We start from the raw sequence: 16,804 nt of genomic DNA on the forward strand, positions 1-16,804 counted from the left end.
CACTAACTGTGTTGGAAAAGCTCAGGAGCGGACTGCTCTAATGGGCAGGTTATCCGCCATGTGGCCTGGACCTGGAAAATAAGTGAGAATGCCCGTCATTCCTGGCGGACAAATCCCGCCTATCATATCCAAGAATCGTCACCAGCTTAAGGCCCAAGGCGCAAATGAAACGATCTGCTTTCTTTATCTCCGATGGCACCGGTATCACCGCCGAAACCCTGGGTCAAAGCCTGCTGGCGCAGTTCGAAAACATTACCTTCGCCAAATTCACCCGTCCTTACATCGACAACGTCGACAAAGCCCGGGCCATGGTGCAACAGATCAATATCGCCGCCGAAAAGGACGGATTTCGCCCGATCATCTTCGATACCATCGTCAACCAGGACATTCGTGAGATCCTCGCCACGTCCAATGGTTTCATGATCGACATTTTTTCCACCTTCCTCGCCCCGCTGGAACAGGAACTGAGCGAGCACTCGTCCTACTCGGTGGGCAAGTCCCACTCCATCGGCGGCAACTCCAACTACATGGAGCGCATCGAGGCGGTGAACTTCGCCCTGGACAACGACGACGGTGCCCGCACCCACTATTACGACAAGGCCGACCTGATCCTGGTGGGTGTGTCGCGTTGCGGCAAGACCCCGACCTGTTTGTACATGGCGATGCAATTCGGCATCCGCGCGGCCAACTACCCGCTGACCGAGGACGATATGGAACGCCTGCAACTGCCGGCCGCCCTGCGCGCCCACCAGCACAAGCTGTTCGGCCTGACCATCGACCCGGACCGTCTCACCGCGATCCGCAACGAGCGCAAGCCCAACAGTCGTTATTCCAGCTATGCCCAGTGCGAATTCGAAGTGCGCGAGGTGGAAAACCTGTTTCGCCGCGAGAATATCGCCCATATCAACTCCACGCATTTCTCGGTGGAAGAGATTTCCGCGAAGATTCTCGTCGAAAAAGGCGTGGAGCGGCGGTTCAAGTAACGCGGTTAGACCTGCCAGTCCTGCGTTGCCAGAACCGGCGCTTTCGCGGGCAAGCCCTGCTCCAACAGTATAGTGTCGTGCAGAAGATCAGTGAACGACGATGAACTGTAGGAGCAGGGCTTGCCCGCGAAGAGGCCGGCACAGACAACCTAAATCACGAACAGATCGACAAACCGATGCACCGGCGTCGTCTCCAGGCGCGCCGGATCCTTGCACAGGGCGAGGATTTCGGCACTGCGCTGGGCGGTAAAGCGCGTCGCCAGATTGGCCTTGAACTTGTCTTCCAGCAATGCAATACCCTCGGCCCGGCGCCGACGATGGCCGATCGGGTATTCCACCACCACCTGCGCGGTACTGGTCCCATCCTTGAAAAACACCTGCACCCCATTGGCGATCGAACGCTTGTCGGCCTCCAGGTATTCACGGGTGTAGCGCGGGTCTTCAACGATCACCATCTTCTCGCGCAACACATCGATGATCGGATGGGCCGCGTGGAAATCGTCCTCGTAGTGCTCGGCCACCAGATTGCCGAAGGCCAGCGGCACCGCCGTCATGTACTGCAGACAGTGGTCGCGGTCGGCGGCATTGGCCAGCTTGCCGACCTTGGAAATGATGCGGATCGCCGATTCATGGGTGGTGATCACGATCCGGTCGATCTCGCCCAGGCGGCTCCTGACCTGCGGATGCAACGTCACCGCCGCCTCGCAGGCGGTCTGGGCATGGAATTCGGCGGGGAAACTGATCTTGAACAGCACATTTTCCATGACATAGCTGCCATACGGCTGGGAAAGGCTGAAGGTGCGCTTGTCTTCGGGCTTGAGCGCCAGGTCCTTGTTGGTATGGCTGAACAGCACATCGTAGAAGCCCCATTGTGGCGCGCTCAACACCCCGGGAATGCCCATTTCCCCGCGCAGGGCGATATCCGCCAGGCGTACGCCACGACTGGTGGCATCGCCCGCCGCCCAGGATTTACGCGAACCGGCATTCGGCGCGTGACGATAGGTGCGCAGCGCCTGGCCATCGACAAAGGCATGGGACAGCGCCGCCAGCAGTTGTTCACGGCTGGCACCCATGAGTTTGGCGGTGACCGCGGTGGAGGCGACTTTCACCAGCAGCACATGATCAAGACCGACCCGGTTGAAGGAGTTTTCCAGGGCGATCACGCCCTGGATCTCGTGGGCCATGATCATCGCTTCCAGCACCACCCGCATGCTCAGCGGCGCCTCGCCATTGGCGACGCGCTTCTGCGACAGATGATCGGCCACCGCGAGAATCCCGCCGAGGTTATCCGAAGGATGACCCCACTCGGCCGCCAGCCAGGTGTCGTTGTAGTCGAGCCAACGGACGATACAGCCGATATCCCAGGCCGCCTTGACCGGATCGAGGCGAAAACTCGTCCCCGGCACACGCGAGCCGAAGGGCACGATGGTGCCCTCGACCAGCGGCCCGAGGTGCTTGGTACACTCGGGAAAGCGCAGGGCCAACAGGCCGCAGCCGAGGGTATCCATCAGGCAGTTACGCGCGGTATCCAGCGCCTCCGCGGACTCGACCTGATAGTCGAGCACATAGTCGGCGATATCCTGCAGGACCTGGTCGTAATCGGGACGGTTGTTCAGATCAACGTTGGCGCTCATCTTCGCTTCACTCCGAGGGTGGTTCAGCTCAAAAAGCATCACCCGGCACACGTACCCAGCCTTCCATCAGGACCCGCGCACTGCGGCTCATGATGGCCTTGACCACGGTCCATTCACCGTTGACCTGGGAAGCCTGCGCACCAACCCGCAAGGCACCCGACGGATGGCCGAAACGCACCGCACTGCGCTCGCCACCGCCCGCCGCCAGGTTCACCAGGGTGCCGGGAATTGCCGCCGCGGTACCGATGGCCACCGCCGCCGTGCCCATCATCGCGTGGTGCAGCTTGCCCATGGACAAGGCTCGCACCAACAGGTCCAGATCGGCCGCCGCCACCGGCTTGCCACTCGACGCGGTATAGCTCGCGGGTGCCGCGACAAACGCCACCTTCGGCGTGTGCTGACGGGTCGCCGCTTCATCGATATGCCGGATCAGGCCCATGCGCACGGCACCATAGGCCCGGATCGTCTCGAACATCGCCAGGGCCTTGGGATCGCTGTTGATATCGCCCTGCAACTCAGTACCGGTGTAGCCGATATCCGCCGCATTGACGAAGATCGTCGGAATCCCGGCATTGATCATGGTCGCCTTGAAGGTACCGACACCCGGTACTTCCAGGTCGTCCACCAGATTGCCGGTGGGGAACATCGAACCGCCGGCACCCTCCTCCTCGGCCGCCGGGTCCATGAATTCAAGCTGCACTTCGGCGGCCGGAAAGGTCACGCCGTCAAGCTCGAAGTCACCGGTTTCCTGCACCTGGCCCTCGGTGATCGGCACATGGGCGATGATGGTCTTGCCGATATTCACCTGCCAGATCCGCACCACCGCCACGCCATTGCGCGGGATCCGCCCGGCATCCACCAGGCCGGCGCTGATGGCGAACGAACCGACCGCCGCCGACAGGTTGCCGCAGTTGCCGCTCCAGTCGATAAACGGCTTGTCGATGGAGACCTGGCCGAACAGGTAGTCGACGTCGTGGTCGGCCTTGATGCTCTTGGACAGGATCACCGTCTTGCTGGTGCTGGAGGTCGCCCCGCCCATGCCGTCGATCTGCTTCTCATAGGGGTCGGGGCTGCCGATCACCCGCAACAACAACCCATCCCGCACCGCACCGGGCAATTGCGCCGCTTCGGGCAGGTCGCTGAGGTTGAAGAACACCCCCTTGCTGGTGCCGCCGCGCATATAGGTGGCGGGGATCTTGATTTGCGCTACGTGGGCCATGAAATCGTGTCCTGTGATGGCCGGGGCGGACAACCGCCCCGGCAGGTCGCCTAGCCAGCCGTGGCCGATTGGAGGAAGTCCTGGGCAAAACGCTGCAAGACACCGCCGGCCTCGTAGATCGAGACCTCTTCGGCGGTATCGAGGCGGCAGGTCACCGGCACCTCGAGACGCTCGCCGTCATGGCGATTGATCACCAGGGTCAGGGTGTTACGGGGGGTGCGCTCGCCGATCACATCGAAGGTCTCGGTGCCGTCGATGCCAAGGGTCTTGCGGTCGGTCCCAGGCAGGAACTCCAGCGGCAACACGCCCATGCCCACCAGGTTGGTGCGATGGATACGCTCGAAGCCTTCGGCGGCAATCGCCTCGACCCCAGCCAGCCGCACGCCCTTGGCCGCCCAGTCACGGGACGAGCCCTGGCCGTAGTCGGCACCGGCGATGATGATCAGCGGCTGCTTGCGCTCCATGTAGGTTTCGATAGCTTCCCACATGCGCATGACCTGACCTTCCGGCTCGACCCGCGCCAGGGAACCCTGCTTGACCTTACCGTTTTCCACGACCATTTCGTTGAACAGCTTCGGGTTGGCGAAGGTCGCGCGCTGCGCGGTGAGGTGATCCCCCCTGTGGGTCGCGTAGGAGTTGAAGTCCTCTTCCGGCAGGCCCATTTTCTCCAGGTACTCACCGGCCGCGCTATCGAGCATGATGGCGTTGGACGGCGACAGGTGGTCGGTGGTGATGTTGTCCGGCAGCACCGCCAGCGGGCGCATGCCCTTGAGCGGTCGCGCACCGGCCAGGGCGCCTTCCCAGTACGGCGGACGGCGGATATAGGTGCTCATCGGCCGCCAGTCGTACAGCGGCGTGACCTTGGGACCGGTGTCTTCGTGAATGGCGAACATCGGGATGTAGACCTTGCGGAACTGCTCCGGCTTCACCGAGGCCTTGACCACCGCGTCGATCTCTTCGTCGCTCGGCCAGATGTCCTTGAGGCGGATTTCCTTGCCGTCGGCGTCCAGGCCCAACACATCCTTCTCGATATCGAAACGGATGGTGCCGGCTATGGCGTAGGCCACCACCAGCGGCGGCGAAGCCAGGAAGGCCTGCTTGGCGTAGGGATGGATACGCCCGTCGAAATTGCGGTTACCGGACAGCACGGCCGTGGCATAGAGGTCACGGTCGATGATTTCCTGCTGGATCGCCGGGTCCAGCGCACCGGACATGCCGTTGCAGGTGGTGCAGGCAAAGGCCACGACACCAAAGCCCAGCTGTTCCAGCTCCTTGGTCAGCCCGGCTTCATCCAGGTACAGCGCCACGGTCTTGGAACCCGGCGCCAGGGACGACTTGACCCAGGGCTTGCGGGTCAGGCCGAGCTTGTTGGCGTTGCGCGCCATCAGGCCGGCGGCGATCACATTGCGCGGGTTGCTGGTGTTGGTGCAACTGGTGATGGCGGCGATGATCACCGCGCCGTCGGGCATCTGCCCCGGCACATCGTCCCACTGGCCGGCAATACCCTTGGCCGCCAGGTCGCTGGTGGCGACGCGGGCATGGGGGTTGCTCGGACCGGCCATATTACGCACCACCGAGGACAGGTCGAAGCTCAAACCACGCTCGTAGTCCGCGCCTTTCAGGCTGTCGGCCCAGAGCCCGGTGTGGCGGGCGTAGGTTTCCACCAGCTTGACCTGCTCGTCTTCACGCCCGGTGAGTTTCAGGTAGTCGATGGTCTGCTGGTCGATATAGAACATCGCCGCCGTGGCGCCGTACTCCGGGGCCATATTGGAAATGGTCGCGCGGTCGCCCAGGGTCAGCGCCGAGGCGCCTTCGCCAAAGAACTCCAACCAGGCACCGACCACTTTCTGCTTGCGCAGGAACTCGGTCAGCGCCAGCACCATGTCGGTGGCGGTGATGCCCGGTTGCAGCTTGCCGGTCAGTTCGACGCCGACGCTTTCCGGCAGGCGCATCCAGGAGGCCCGGCCGAGCATCACGCTCTCGGCTTCGAGGCCGCCGACACCGATGGCGATCACCCCCAGCGCATCGACGTGAGGGGTGTGGCTGTCGGTGCCGACACAGGTGTCGGGGAAGGCCACGCCGTCCCGCGCCTGGATCACCGGGGACATTTTCTCCAGGTTGATCTGGTGCATGATGCCGTTGCCGGGCGGGATCACATCGACGTTCTTGAAGGCCTTCTTGGTCCAGTCGATAAAGTGGAAACGGTCTTCGTTGCGACGGTCTTCGATGGCGCGGTTCTTGGTGAAGGCGTCCGGGTCGAAACCGCCGCATTCCACCGCCAGCGAGTGGTCGACGATCAGTTGGGTCGGCACCACCGGGTTGACCTGGGCCGGATCGCCGCCCTGGGAAGCGATGGCATCACGCAGGCCGGCGAGGTCGACCAGGGCGGTCTGGCCGAGAATGTCATGGCAGACCACCCGGGCCGGGAACCAGGGGAAGTCCAGGTCGCGCTTGCGCTCGATCAGTTGCTTCAGGGAATCGGTCAGCGTCGCCGGGTCGCAACGACGGACCAGATTCTCGGCGAGTACCCGGGAGGTGTAAGGCAGGGTCCCGTAGGCCCCGGGCTGGATGGCCTCGACTGCCGCACGGGCGTCGAAGAAATCCAGGTGGCTGCCGGGCAGCGATTTACGGTATTGGCTATTCATGGTCTGGGACTCGATTATTTCAGCGACGCTCGATTGGCACGAACTTGCGCTGTTCGACGCCGATGTACTCGGCGCTCGGGCGGATAATGCGGTTGTTGCCACGCTGCTCGAACACATGGGCGGCCCAGCCGGTCAGGCGCGAGCAGACGAAGATCGGCGTGAACAACTTGGTCGGGATGCCCATGAAGTGATACGCCGAGGCATGGTAGAAGTCGGCGTTGGGGAAGAGTTTCTTCTGCTCCCACATGGTCTTGTCGATGGCTTCGGAGACCGGGAACAGCACGGTGTCACCGACTTCATCGGCGAGTTTCTTCGACCAGCCCTTGATCACTTCATTACGCGGGTCGCTGTCTTTGTAGATCGCATGGCCAAAGCCCATGATCTTGTCCTTGCGCGCCAGCATGCCGAGGGTGCCTTCGACGGCTTCCTGGGGCGAGCTGAAACGCTCGATCATTTCCATCGCCGCCTCGTTGGCGCCGCCGTGCAGCGGGCCGCGCAGGGAACCGATGGCGGCGGTGATGCAGGAGAACAGGTCGGACAGGGTCGAGGCACAGACCCGCGCGGTAAAGGTCGAGGCGTTGAACTCGTGCTCCGCGTAGAGGATCAGCGACACGTCCATCACCTTGCGGTGCAACTCACTTGGCGCCTTGCCATGCAGCAGGTGCAGGAAGTGCCCGCCAATGGAAGCCTCGTCGGTCACGCAGTCGATGCGCTTGCCTTCGTGGCTGAAGCGATACCAGTAGCACATGATCGCCGGGAACGCGGCCAGCAGCCGGTCGGTGGTTTCATGCTGGCGGGCGAAGTCGCCTTCGGGCTCGATATTGCCGAGGAAGGAACAGCCAGTGCGCATCACGTCCATCGGGTGGGCATCAGCGGGAATCCGCTCGAGCACTTCTTTCAGTGCCTGGGGCAGATCGCGCAGGGTCTGCAGCTTGCCCATGTAGGCCGCCAGTTCGGTGGCATTCGGCAGCTCGCCATACAACAGCAGGTAGGCGACCTCTTCGAAACGCGCCTCGGCGGCCAGTTCACGCACGTCGTAACCACGGTAGGTCAGGCCGGCACCGGCCTGGCCGACGGTGGACAAGGCGGTTTGCCCGGCGACCTGGCCACGCAGGCCGGCACCGCTCAGTACTTTTGCTTCAGCCATTGCTCTCTCCAATTCTTGAATTTATTAGGGACCCGGCAAGTCAGGGTAGTCAGGTCTCAGCCCTTCTTCTGGGCAAACAACGCATCGAGCTTCTGCTCGAAGGTGTGGTAATCGATACGATCGTAAAGCTCCATGCGGGTCTGCATGGTGTCGATCACATTGGCCTGGGTGCCGTCGCGGCGAATCGCGGTGTAGACGTTTTCCGCCGCCTTGTTCATCGCACGGAACGCCGAGAGCGGGTACAGCACCAGGGACACGTCGGCGGACTTCAGCTGTTCGGTGGTGAACAGCGGCGTCGCACCGAACTCGGTGATATTGGCCAGGATCGGCGCCTTCACGCGGCTGGCGAACAGCTTGTACATCTCAAGTTCGGTGATGGCTTCCGGAAAGACCATGTCGGCACCGGCCTCGATGCACGCGGCGGCACGTTCCAGGGCCGACTCCAGGCCTTCCACGGCCAGGGCATCGGTACGCGCCATGATCACGAAGCTGTCGTCGGTACGGGCATCCACCGCCGCCTTGATACGGTCGACCATTTCCTGCAGGGTGACGATTTCCTTGTTCGGCCGATGGCCGCAACGCTTGGCGCCGACCTGGTCTTCGATATGGATCGCCGCCGCGCCGAACTTGATCATCGACTTGACCGTGCGCGCCACGTTGAACGCCGAGGCCCCGAAGCCGGTGTCGACATCCACCAGCAACGGCAGGTCGCAGACATCGGTGATCCGCCGTACATCGGTGAGCACGTCATCCAGGCCGGTGATGCCCAGGTCCGGCACCCCGAGGGAGCCGGCAGCGACACCGCCACCGGACAGGTAGATGGCCTTGAAGCCGGCGCGCTTGGCCAGCAAGGCGTGGTTGGCGTTGATCGCGCCGACCACCTGCAAGGGCTGTTCGCTGGCGACCGCATCGCGGAAACGCTGACCGGGCGTGCTCTTGTTGGAACCCTGACTCATGACTCACCTCGCTTCGTAGCTGTCGGTTGGACGGCGTCCTGGTAGTGACGCGCGATATTGCGTTTCGACGCGCCGATATGGCGGCGCATCAGCAGTTCGGCCAATTCGCCATCGCGCTCGGCGATGGCGTCGAGAATCCGGTGGTGCTCGGCGAACGCCTGGCGTGGCCGATTGGGAGTGACGGAAAACTGGATGCGGTACATGCGCACCAACTGATACAGCTCGCCGCAGAGCATCTGGGTCAGGGTGCGGTTGCCCGCGCCCTGGATGATCCGGTAGTGAAAGTCGAAATCGCCTTCCTGCTGGTAATAGCCGACCCCGGCCTGGAACGCCGCGTCGCGCTCATGGGTATTGAGAACCTCTCTCAACTCCTCGATTTCCTCGGCCGTCATGCGCTCGGCCGCCAGGCGACAGGCCATGCCTTCAAGAGATTCGCGGATTTCGTATAGCTCAATCAATTCGGCCTGGCTGAGGGACACTACCCGCGCCCCGACATGGGGCACGCGCACCAGCAGGCGCTGGCCCTCCAGACGGTGAATGGCCTCGCGCAGCGGGCCGCGACTGATGCCGTAGGTGCGGGCCAGCTCCGGCTCGGAAATCTTGCTGCCGGGGGCGATTTCACCCTTGACGATCGCCGCCTGAATGCGCCGGAAGACGTTCTCGGACAAGGTTTCCGAATCGTCCTGGGCAATCGCGGGTGGCTCCAGCTCATGCAACATATTGTCGACACCTTATCCATCAATGGCGCTAAAACTAGCCAATATCAGCAAATCAGTCAAAGAATTAATTGGTATTGTCGACAATAGTCTAAGAAGCACTGAAACAGCGCGCTTCAAGGAACAAACCTCGACCTATCCGACGAGGGAGGCGTCCGGCGCTGGCGCGACAAGTCCAGCATGCTAGAATGCCGCGCGCTTCCGCCGATGCGCTGACTGTCATATTTTCCTGACAGACGTACGAGGATGCTTGCGCGATATTGCCAGTCCCCTTGAATCAAGATTGCCCGATACGCGCCAGGATTTATGAGACTCACGCCTTTCTCCCTACTGCTTCTCTGCCTGTTTTGTCTGCCTGGCATCAGCCTCGCGACCGAGAAGACGGTGTACGGCCTGAACGAGTACGCGCAACTGGCCGGGATCGACCTGCAAGTGCCGGCCAAGCTCGACACCGGTGCCAAGACCGCCTCCCTCAGTGCCCGCGACATCCACCGGTTCAAACGCAACGGTGAAAGCTGGGTGCGCTTCTACCTGGCGATCGACGCCGCCCACTCGCATCCGATCGAACTGCCCCTGGCCCGCGTCAGCAAGATCAAGCGCCGTGCCGGCGACTATGACCCGGACGAGGGCAACGCCTATACCGCGCGCCCGGTGATCACCCTGGAAATCTGCATGGGCAGCGCCTTGCGCAGCATAGAAGTGAACTTGACCGACCGCAGCAGCTTCCAATACCCGCTGTTGATCGGCTCCGAAGCCCTCAAGCGCTTCGATGCGCTGGTCGACCCCAGTCTTAAGTACGCTGCCGGCAAACCCGCCTGCAGCCACGACGCACAAACCGCCGAGTAATCCGAATGCGTTCTCTCACCCTCCACCTGAAAATCCTCATCACCGTACTGGTGTTGCTGGGTGCTTCGGTCACGGCCTATCAGATTTTCGTGCTGGGGATTCCCGTCACCGAGGATGCCACGGACGACTTGTGGAACATCGACGCCAAGGTCGAGTTCGTCGCCAGCACCAAGGAACCGGTGAAGATCCAGATGTTCGTGCCGCCCCTGAGCCGCGACTATGTCAGCCTCAACGAGAGCTTCATTTCCAACAACTACGGGGTGAGCGTCAACCGTGCCGACGGCAACCGCAAGGTGACCTGGTCGGCACGCAAGGTCAGTGGCAAGCAGACGCTGTATTACCGCCTGGTGCTGACCAAGCGCTATACCGGCGAGAAACCCAAGGTCAAAGGTCCGACCTTCCGCGACAGCATGGCGATCGAGGGGCCGGAGAAAATCGCCGCGGACGCCTTGCTCGCGCCGATCCGCCAGCACTCGGCGGACGTCGAGACCTTCATCGGCGAAACCATCAAGCGGGTCAACAACCTCGGCGACGACAACGTCAAGCTGCTGCTGGCCGGCGATCCGTCGACCCCGCACAAGGCGCAGATCATCGAACTGCTGCTGTCCATCGCCCATGTGCCGATGGAACGCGCCCACACCCTGCGCCTGGTGGCCGATCAACCGCAGACCCCGGAACTCTGGCTGCGCAGCTTCAATGGCACGGACTGGCTGTACTTCAACCCGGACACCGGTGAACAGGGCCTGCCGTCCGACCGCCTGCTCTGGTGGACCGGCGCCGACAACCTGATCAGCGTCGAGGGCGGCAAGAAGGCCGGCGTCACCTTCAGCCTGAACAACAGCGAGATGAACGCGATCCGCCTGGCCAAGCTGACCGACGAGAACTCCGACGCCAACTTCCTCGAATATTCGCTCTATGGCCTGCCGCTGCAAACCCAGCAGACCTTCATGATCATGGTGATGATCCCTATTGGCGTGCTGGTGATCCTGATCCTGCGCAACCTGATCGGCCTGCAGACCCTCGGCACCTTCACCCCGGTGCTGATCGCCCTGGCCTTCCGTGAAACCCAGCTGGGCTTCGGCATCGTGCTGTTCACCATCATTACCGCCCTCGGGTTGTCGCTGCGCTCCTACCTGGAACACCTGAAGTTGCAGATGCTGCCACGGCTGTCGGTGGTACTGACCTTCGTCGTGGTGCTGATCGCCGCCATCAGCCTGTTCAGCCACAAGCTGGGCCTGGAACGTGGCTTGTCGGTGGCACTGTTCCCGATGGTGATCCTGACCATGACCATCGAGCGCCTGTCCATCACCTGGGAAGAGCGCGGCGCCAATCATGCCCTGAAAGTCGCCATCGGCACGCTGTTCGCGGCCTCCCTGGCGCACCTGATCATGACCGTGCCGGAGCTGATCTACTTCGTCTTCACCTTCCCGGCGATCCTGCTGATCCTGGTGGGCTTCATGCTGGCAATGGGTCGCTATCGCGGTTACCGCCTGACCGAACTGCTGCGCTTCAAGGCGTTCCTCAAGGAAAACGCCTGATGTTCGGCCTGTGGAAAACCTGGAAAGCCCTGGAGGCCCGGGGCATCATGGGGATCAACCGGCGCAACGCGGACTATGTGCTCAAGTACAACAAGCGCAGCCTCTACCCCATCGTCGACGACAAGATCATCACCAAGGAGCGGGCCATCGCCGCCGGCATCCAGGTGCCGGAAATGTACGGGGTGATCTCCACGGAAAAGGAAATCGACCGCCTGGAAGCGATCATCGACGGGCGCCGTGATTTCGTTATCAAGCCGGCCCAGGGCGCGGGCGGCGACGGTATCCTGGTGATCGCCGACCGTTTCGAGGGCCACTATCGCTCGATCTCCGGACGCCTGATCAGCCACGGGGAAATCGAGCACCAGATCTCCAGCATCCTGACCGGCCTGTATTCCCTGGGCGGGCACCGCGACCGCGCGTTGATCGAATACCGGGTCACCCCCGACCCGATCTTCAAGAGCATCAGCTACGAAGGCGTGCCGGATATCCGCGTCATCGTACTGATGGGCTACCCGGTAATGGCCATGCTGCGCCTGCCGACTCGCCAGTCCCATGGCAAGGCCAACCTGCACCAGGGTGCCATTGGCGTGGGCGTGGACCTGGCGACTGGGATCACCCTGCGCGGCACCTGGCTGAACAACATCATCCGCAAGCACCCGGACACCACCCATCCGGTGGATGGCGTGCAATTGCCCAACTGGGACGCCTTCATGCAACTGGCGGCCGGCTGCCATGAACTCTGCGGCCTGGGTTATATCGGCGTGGACATGGTCCTGGACCAGGACAAGGGCCCGCTGATCCTCGAACTCAATGCCCGCCCCGGCCTGAATATCCAGATCGCCAACGACTGCGGGCTGACCCACCGGACCCATGCCGTGGAGGCCCACCTGGCGGAACTGGCCGCCGCGGGCATCACCGAGACGCCGGAGGCACGGGTGCGTTTTGTCCAGGAACTGTTCGGCCATGTGCCGGCACTCAACGACTGATCCACTGCACAACGACAGATCCTACAAGGCAATCTCCATCCAGCGACATGCCCCTAGGAGCAGCGCCTACAGGAGACTACAATCGCGCACCGCGCTCCCATGGCTGACCCGCCCCCCATGTTGACCTGCACCGTACATCCGTTGCCCTACCATGCCAATCCCGCCCATTACTTCGCGGCGATCCGCCATGCGCCCGGCGCCGTATTGCTCGACAGCGGCCGGCCCGAGGCCGAGCGCGGGCGTTACGACCTGCTCAGCGCCTGGCCGCTGGAGCAACTGGCGGTGTTGCCGGACGAGCGTGGCGCGGCGTTCCTGCAACGCCTGCGGGACAACCTGGCGCGCCTGGGCGAAGCACAACTTCCGGCGGCGTGCGAACTGCCGTTTGCCGGCGGCCTGATCGGCTACCTGAGCTACGACTTCGGCCGCCACCTGGAACACCTGCCCAATCAGGCGCGGGACGACCTGCAACTGCCCGATGCGCGTTTCGGCCTGTATGCCTGGGCGCTGATCAGCGATCACCAGCAAGGCAGCAGCCAATTGGTGTTCCATCCCAGCGTCGAAGTCGCCGAGCGCGAACGGCTGATCCAGCTGTTCGGCCAGCCGGCCGCCCGGGACAGCAACGAATTCCAGCTCAAGGGCCCGATGACCGCGGACCTCACGGCCGACGCCTACCGCCAGGCCTTCGAACGTATCCAGCACTATATCCAGGCCGGTGACTGCTATCAGGTCAACTTCGCCCAGCGCTTCCGGGCTGACTGCCAGGGCGATCCGTGGGTCGCCTATTGCGCCTTGCGCGCCGCCTGCCCGACACCCTTCTCCGGCTTCCAGAGCCTGCCCGACCACGGCGCGGTGCTGAGCCTGTCACCGGAGCGCTTCGTCAAGGTGAGCCAGGGCCAGGTCGAGACACGCCCGATCAAGGGCACCCGCCCACGCGGCCGCGACGCGGCTGAAGACGCGGCCAACGCCGCCGAACTGATGGCCAGCAGCAAGGACCGCGCGGAAAACCTGATGATCGTCGACCTGCTACGCAACGATCTGGGGCGCACCTGCCGTATCGGTTCGGTACGGGTCCCGGAACTGTTCAGCCTGGAGAGTTACCCCAACGTGCACCATCTGGTGAGCAGCGTGACCGGGACCCTGGCCGACGACCGCGACGCCCTCGACCTGATCGCCGGCAGCTTTCCCGGCGGCTCGATCACCGGCGCGCCGAAGATCCGCGCCATGCAGATCATCGACGAGCTGGAACCGACCCGACGGGCGCTGTATTGCGGTTCGCTGCTGTACCTGGATGTGCGCGGCGAGATGGACAGCTCCATCGCCATCCGCAGCCTGCTGGTCAAGGATGGCCAGGTCAGTTGCTGGGGCGGCGGCGGCATCGTCGCCGATTCCGACTGGCAGGCGGAATACCAGGAATCCATCACCAAGGTGAAGGTCTTGCTCGACACCCTGCAAAGCCTCTGAAGCCTGTGCCCGCAAGGGATCGTGCTTGAGCATGGGGCCGGCGCCGAAGGATTTTGTTACTATTCACCTATTCGAGCGCAAAGCGCCACTGACTGTAGGAACCGCCTGATGAGCCAACCGTTCGACGTCGCTGAACTCGCCGCGACATACGCCAACAAGTCCGCCCAGGACATTCTCAAGCTGGCCTTTTCCCAGTTTGGCGATGACCTGTGGATATCTTTCAGCGGCGCGGAAGACGTGGTGCTGGTGGACATGGCCTGGAAACTGAACAAGAACGTCAAGGTCTTCAGCCTGGACACTGGGCGCCTGCACCCGGAGACCTACCGCTTTATCGATCAGGTGCGCGAGCACTACAAGATCGATATCGAGCTGATCTCCCCGGATCACAATGAGCTCGAGCCGTTCGTCAAAGCCAAGGGCCTGTTCAGCTTCTACAAGGACAACCACGGCGAATGCTGCGGTATCCGCAAGATCGCGCCGCTGCGCCGCAAGTTGTCCGGTGTCAGTGCCTGGGCCACCGGCCAGCGTCGCGACCAGAGCCCGGGCACCCGCAGCCAGGTGGCGGCGCTGGAAATAGACAGCGCCTTCTCCACCCCGGAACGCACCCTGTACAAGTTCAACCCATTGGCACAGATGAGCAGCGAAGAGATCTGGGGTTATATCCGCATGCTCGAACTGCCCTACAACAGCCTGCATGAGCGCGGCTTTATCAGCATCGGCTGCGAGCCCTGCACCCGTCCGGTGCTGCCGAACCAGCACGAACGCGAAGGCCGCTGGTGGTGGGAAGAAGCCACGCAGAAGGAATGTGGCCTGCACTCCGGTAACCTGATCGCCAAGATCTGAAGGCCTGACACGCTCCCCGTGTAGGAGCCGGCTTGCTGGCGATGGCGTCCGCAAGATCAACGCACGACTGACCGGCCCCATCGCCGGCAAGCCGGCTCCTACAGGGACCGCGTCGCCGTCAGGATCGCGTTCCAGCACCGACAAAAAAGCCCCGAACCAGTCGGGGCTTTTTCATGTCCGGCTGACTCAGTGCACCGGCAGCTCGACACCGTCGAACAGCTCTTCCAGTTCCTGCTTGTTGTGGCACTGGATGGCCTTGGCCATGACCTCACGGGTCAGGTGCGGCGCGAACTTCTCGATGAAGTCGCACATGAAACCGCGCAGGAAGGTGCCGCGACGGAAACCGATCTTGGTCACGCTGGATTCGAACAACTCGCTGGCATCGAGTACCACCAGGTCCTTGTCGAGTACCGGGTCCACCGCCATCTTGGCGACGATACCGACGCCCAGGCCCAGGCGTACATAGGTCTTGATCACGTCGGCGTCCGCCGCGGTGAACACCACCTTGGGGGTCAGGCCGCGATGGCTGAAGGCCTCGTCCAGCTTGGAACGCCCGGTGAAACCGAACACGTAGGTGACGATCGGGTATTCGGCCAGGGTTTCCAGGGTCAGCTTCGGCAGCTTGGTCAGTGGGTGGCCCTGGGGCACGACCACGCAACGGTTCCAGCGATAGCACGGCATCATCACCAGATCGCCGAACAGCTCCAGGGCTTCGGTGGCAATGGCGAAATCCACGGTACCGTCGGCGGCCATCTCGGCGATCTGCATCGGCGAGCCCTGGTGCATGTGCAGGGCCACGTCCGGGTATTGCTTGATAAAGCTGCTGATCACCGGCGGCAAGGCATAACGCGCCTGGGTGTGGGTGGTGGCGATCGACAGGGTGCCTTTCTTCTCGTTGGAGAATTCCTGGGCGATCTGCTTGATGCTCTCGACCTTGCGCAGGATCTCGCCGGCCGTGGTGATGATACGTTCACCGGCTGGCGTGACGCGGGTCAGGTGCTTGCCGCTACGGGCGAAGACTTCGACACCCAGCTCGTCTTCGAGGAGGCGGATCTGTTTGCTGATACCCGGCTGAGAGGTGTAAAGGCTTTGCGCAGTCGCGGAAACGTTGAGGTCGTGGTGCGCCACTTCCCAGATGTAGCGCAGTTGTTGAAGCTTCATATGTATCCCTCAAAGCAGGTAAACGCCGCAGTAACAGCGGCGATATATAACTATATGAATGGTTTGAAGAATAAATCTAGAACTTTTTTATCAAAACCCTGACTTTCCGACTCAGACATCGCCATAGCGACGGCGTTGCAACAGCGGCACCAGGTAAACCGGCACCTGGGCCAACTGCAGGACCCGCGCGGCGGTGCGCCCCAAATGCGCCTCGCTACCAGTGCCATGGCTATGGCTGCCGACGATCAACAGGTCCACCGAGAGGGCCCGGGCCTGTTCGAGAATGACCTGCGAAGGATCGCCCTGGAGCACCTTGATCGACTGGATCATGCTCAGGTCCTGCAGCCCGTCGGCACACTCCTCGCGAAAGCTGTCGAGCACCCGCTGCTCAATGGTCGCCATCACGGTGTTAAGACCCTGGCTGTGAAATTCGTTCAATGCCTGCTCATCCAGGTAGCTCTGCAACACCGACTCGGCGAACAACCCCATCGGCTCGACGGCGTGCACCACATACAAATCGGCCTTGAACGTCCGCGCCAACTCGAGGGCATGCTGCATGACATAAGGCGCATACAGACCGAGGTCGGTGGCGTACAACATCGAACGGATCATGGGGCCTCCTCGACTGCCAGAATGGCGGAGTTCAGTTGAGCTTAGCAGCGCCCCGCA

Annotated in this window: 14 protein-coding genes; 6 read left to right on the forward strand and 8 right to left on the reverse strand. The window is 62.5% G+C overall.

Features of this window, described 5'->3' with window-relative positions:
* The first annotated feature begins 164 nt into the window (after window positions 1-164).
* Complete coding sequence (locus M5C71_RS22225; RefSeq protein WP_103499188.1) at window positions 165-983, forward strand: pyruvate, water dikinase regulatory protein; 819 nt, start codon at window positions 165-167, stop codon at window positions 981-983.
* Between the two features lie 149 nt (window positions 984-1,132).
* Here M5C71_RS22225 and prpD read toward each other — a convergent pair whose 3' ends face one another.
* The 6 genes from prpD to M5C71_RS22255 are packed head-to-tail and all read right to left on the reverse strand — an operon-like array spanning window position 1,133 to window position 9,303.
* Window positions 1,133-2,617 carry a 2-methylcitrate dehydratase gene (gene prpD / locus M5C71_RS22230; protein ID WP_248768732.1) on the reverse strand — a complete coding sequence of 495 codons (1,485 nt, stop codon included), beginning with the start codon at window positions 2,615-2,617 and terminating at the stop codon, window positions 1,133-1,135.
* Between the two features lie 28 nt (window positions 2,618-2,645).
* Window positions 2,646-3,836: a 2-methylaconitate cis-trans isomerase PrpF gene (prpF, locus tag M5C71_RS22235; RefSeq protein ID WP_248768733.1), complete on the reverse strand. Its 1,191-nt coding sequence runs from the start codon at window positions 3,834-3,836 to the stop codon at window positions 2,646-2,648.
* A 50-nt stretch (window positions 3,837-3,886) separates the two neighbouring features.
* Window positions 3,887-6,481 carry a Fe/S-dependent 2-methylisocitrate dehydratase AcnD gene (gene acnD, locus M5C71_RS22240; protein WP_248768734.1) on the reverse strand — a complete coding sequence of 865 codons (2,595 nt, stop codon included), beginning with the start codon at window positions 6,479-6,481 and terminating at the stop codon, window positions 3,887-3,889.
* 19 nt (window positions 6,482-6,500) lie between these two features.
* A complete protein-coding gene (gene prpC / locus M5C71_RS22245; protein WP_248768735.1) occupies window positions 6,501-7,628 on the reverse strand; it encodes a 2-methylcitrate synthase in 1,128 nt (375 codons plus the stop codon).
* A 56-nt stretch (window positions 7,629-7,684) separates the two neighbouring features.
* Complete coding sequence (prpB, locus tag M5C71_RS22250) at window positions 7,685-8,584, reverse strand: methylisocitrate lyase (RefSeq protein ID WP_103497645.1); 900 nt, start codon at window positions 8,582-8,584, stop codon at window positions 7,685-7,687.
* Window positions 8,581-9,303 (reverse strand): GntR family transcriptional regulator, encoded by a 723-nt coding sequence (locus M5C71_RS22255; RefSeq protein ID WP_103497646.1) that lies wholly within the window; start codon window positions 9,301-9,303, stop codon window positions 8,581-8,583. Before M5C71_RS22255 ends, prpB begins: the two co-directional genes overlap by 4 nt.
* Before the next feature lie 303 nt (window positions 9,304-9,606).
* Between M5C71_RS22255 and M5C71_RS22260 the strand changes: the two genes are divergently transcribed.
* The 5 genes from M5C71_RS22260 to M5C71_RS22280 all read left to right on the forward strand — a co-directional run bounded on the left by M5C71_RS22260 (window position 9,607) and on the right by M5C71_RS22280 (window position 14,974).
* Window positions 9,607-10,146, forward strand: coding sequence for an ATP-dependent zinc protease (locus M5C71_RS22260; RefSeq protein WP_103497647.1), 540 nt, complete (start codon window positions 9,607-9,609; stop codon window positions 10,144-10,146).
* Between the two features lie 5 nt (window positions 10,147-10,151).
* Window positions 10,152-11,684: an inactive transglutaminase family protein gene (locus tag M5C71_RS22265; protein WP_152737159.1), complete on the forward strand. Its 1,533-nt coding sequence runs from the start codon at window positions 10,152-10,154 to the stop codon at window positions 11,682-11,684.
* The gene (locus M5C71_RS22270; protein WP_248747538.1) at window positions 11,684-12,670 is read left to right on the forward strand and encodes an alpha-L-glutamate ligase-like protein; all 987 of its coding nucleotides are present in this window, start codon (window positions 11,684-11,686) and stop codon (window positions 12,668-12,670) included. Before M5C71_RS22265 ends, M5C71_RS22270 begins: the two co-directional genes overlap by 1 nt.
* A 117-nt stretch (window positions 12,671-12,787) precedes the next feature.
* On the forward strand, window positions 12,788-14,131 hold the full coding sequence (gene pabB / locus M5C71_RS22275) for an aminodeoxychorismate synthase component I (protein ID WP_248768764.1): 1,344 nt from the start codon (window positions 12,788-12,790) through the stop codon (window positions 14,129-14,131).
* A gap of 108 nt (window positions 14,132-14,239) precedes the next feature.
* Window positions 14,240-14,974, forward strand: coding sequence for a phosphoadenylyl-sulfate reductase (locus tag M5C71_RS22280; RefSeq protein ID WP_100940816.1), 735 nt, complete (start codon window positions 14,240-14,242; stop codon window positions 14,972-14,974).
* Window positions 14,975-15,160: 186 nt separating this feature from the next.
* Here the strand turns inward: M5C71_RS22280 and cysB are convergent, their stop codons facing one another.
* The gene (cysB, locus tag M5C71_RS22285; protein ID WP_040065465.1) at window positions 15,161-16,135 is read right to left on the reverse strand and encodes an HTH-type transcriptional regulator CysB; all 975 of its coding nucleotides are present in this window, start codon (window positions 16,133-16,135) and stop codon (window positions 15,161-15,163) included.
* Window positions 16,136-16,246: 111 nt separating this feature from the next.
* The gene (locus tag M5C71_RS22290; protein WP_103497650.1) at window positions 16,247-16,747 is read right to left on the reverse strand and encodes a universal stress protein; all 501 of its coding nucleotides are present in this window, start codon (window positions 16,745-16,747) and stop codon (window positions 16,247-16,249) included.
* Window positions 16,748-16,804: the final 57 nt, after the last annotated feature.

Origin of the sequence: Pseudomonas sp. MWU12-2345 (genome assembly GCF_023242385.1) — a bacterium.
Classification (GTDB): Bacteria; Pseudomonadota; Gammaproteobacteria; order Pseudomonadales; family Pseudomonadaceae; genus Aquipseudomonas; species Aquipseudomonas gingeri_D.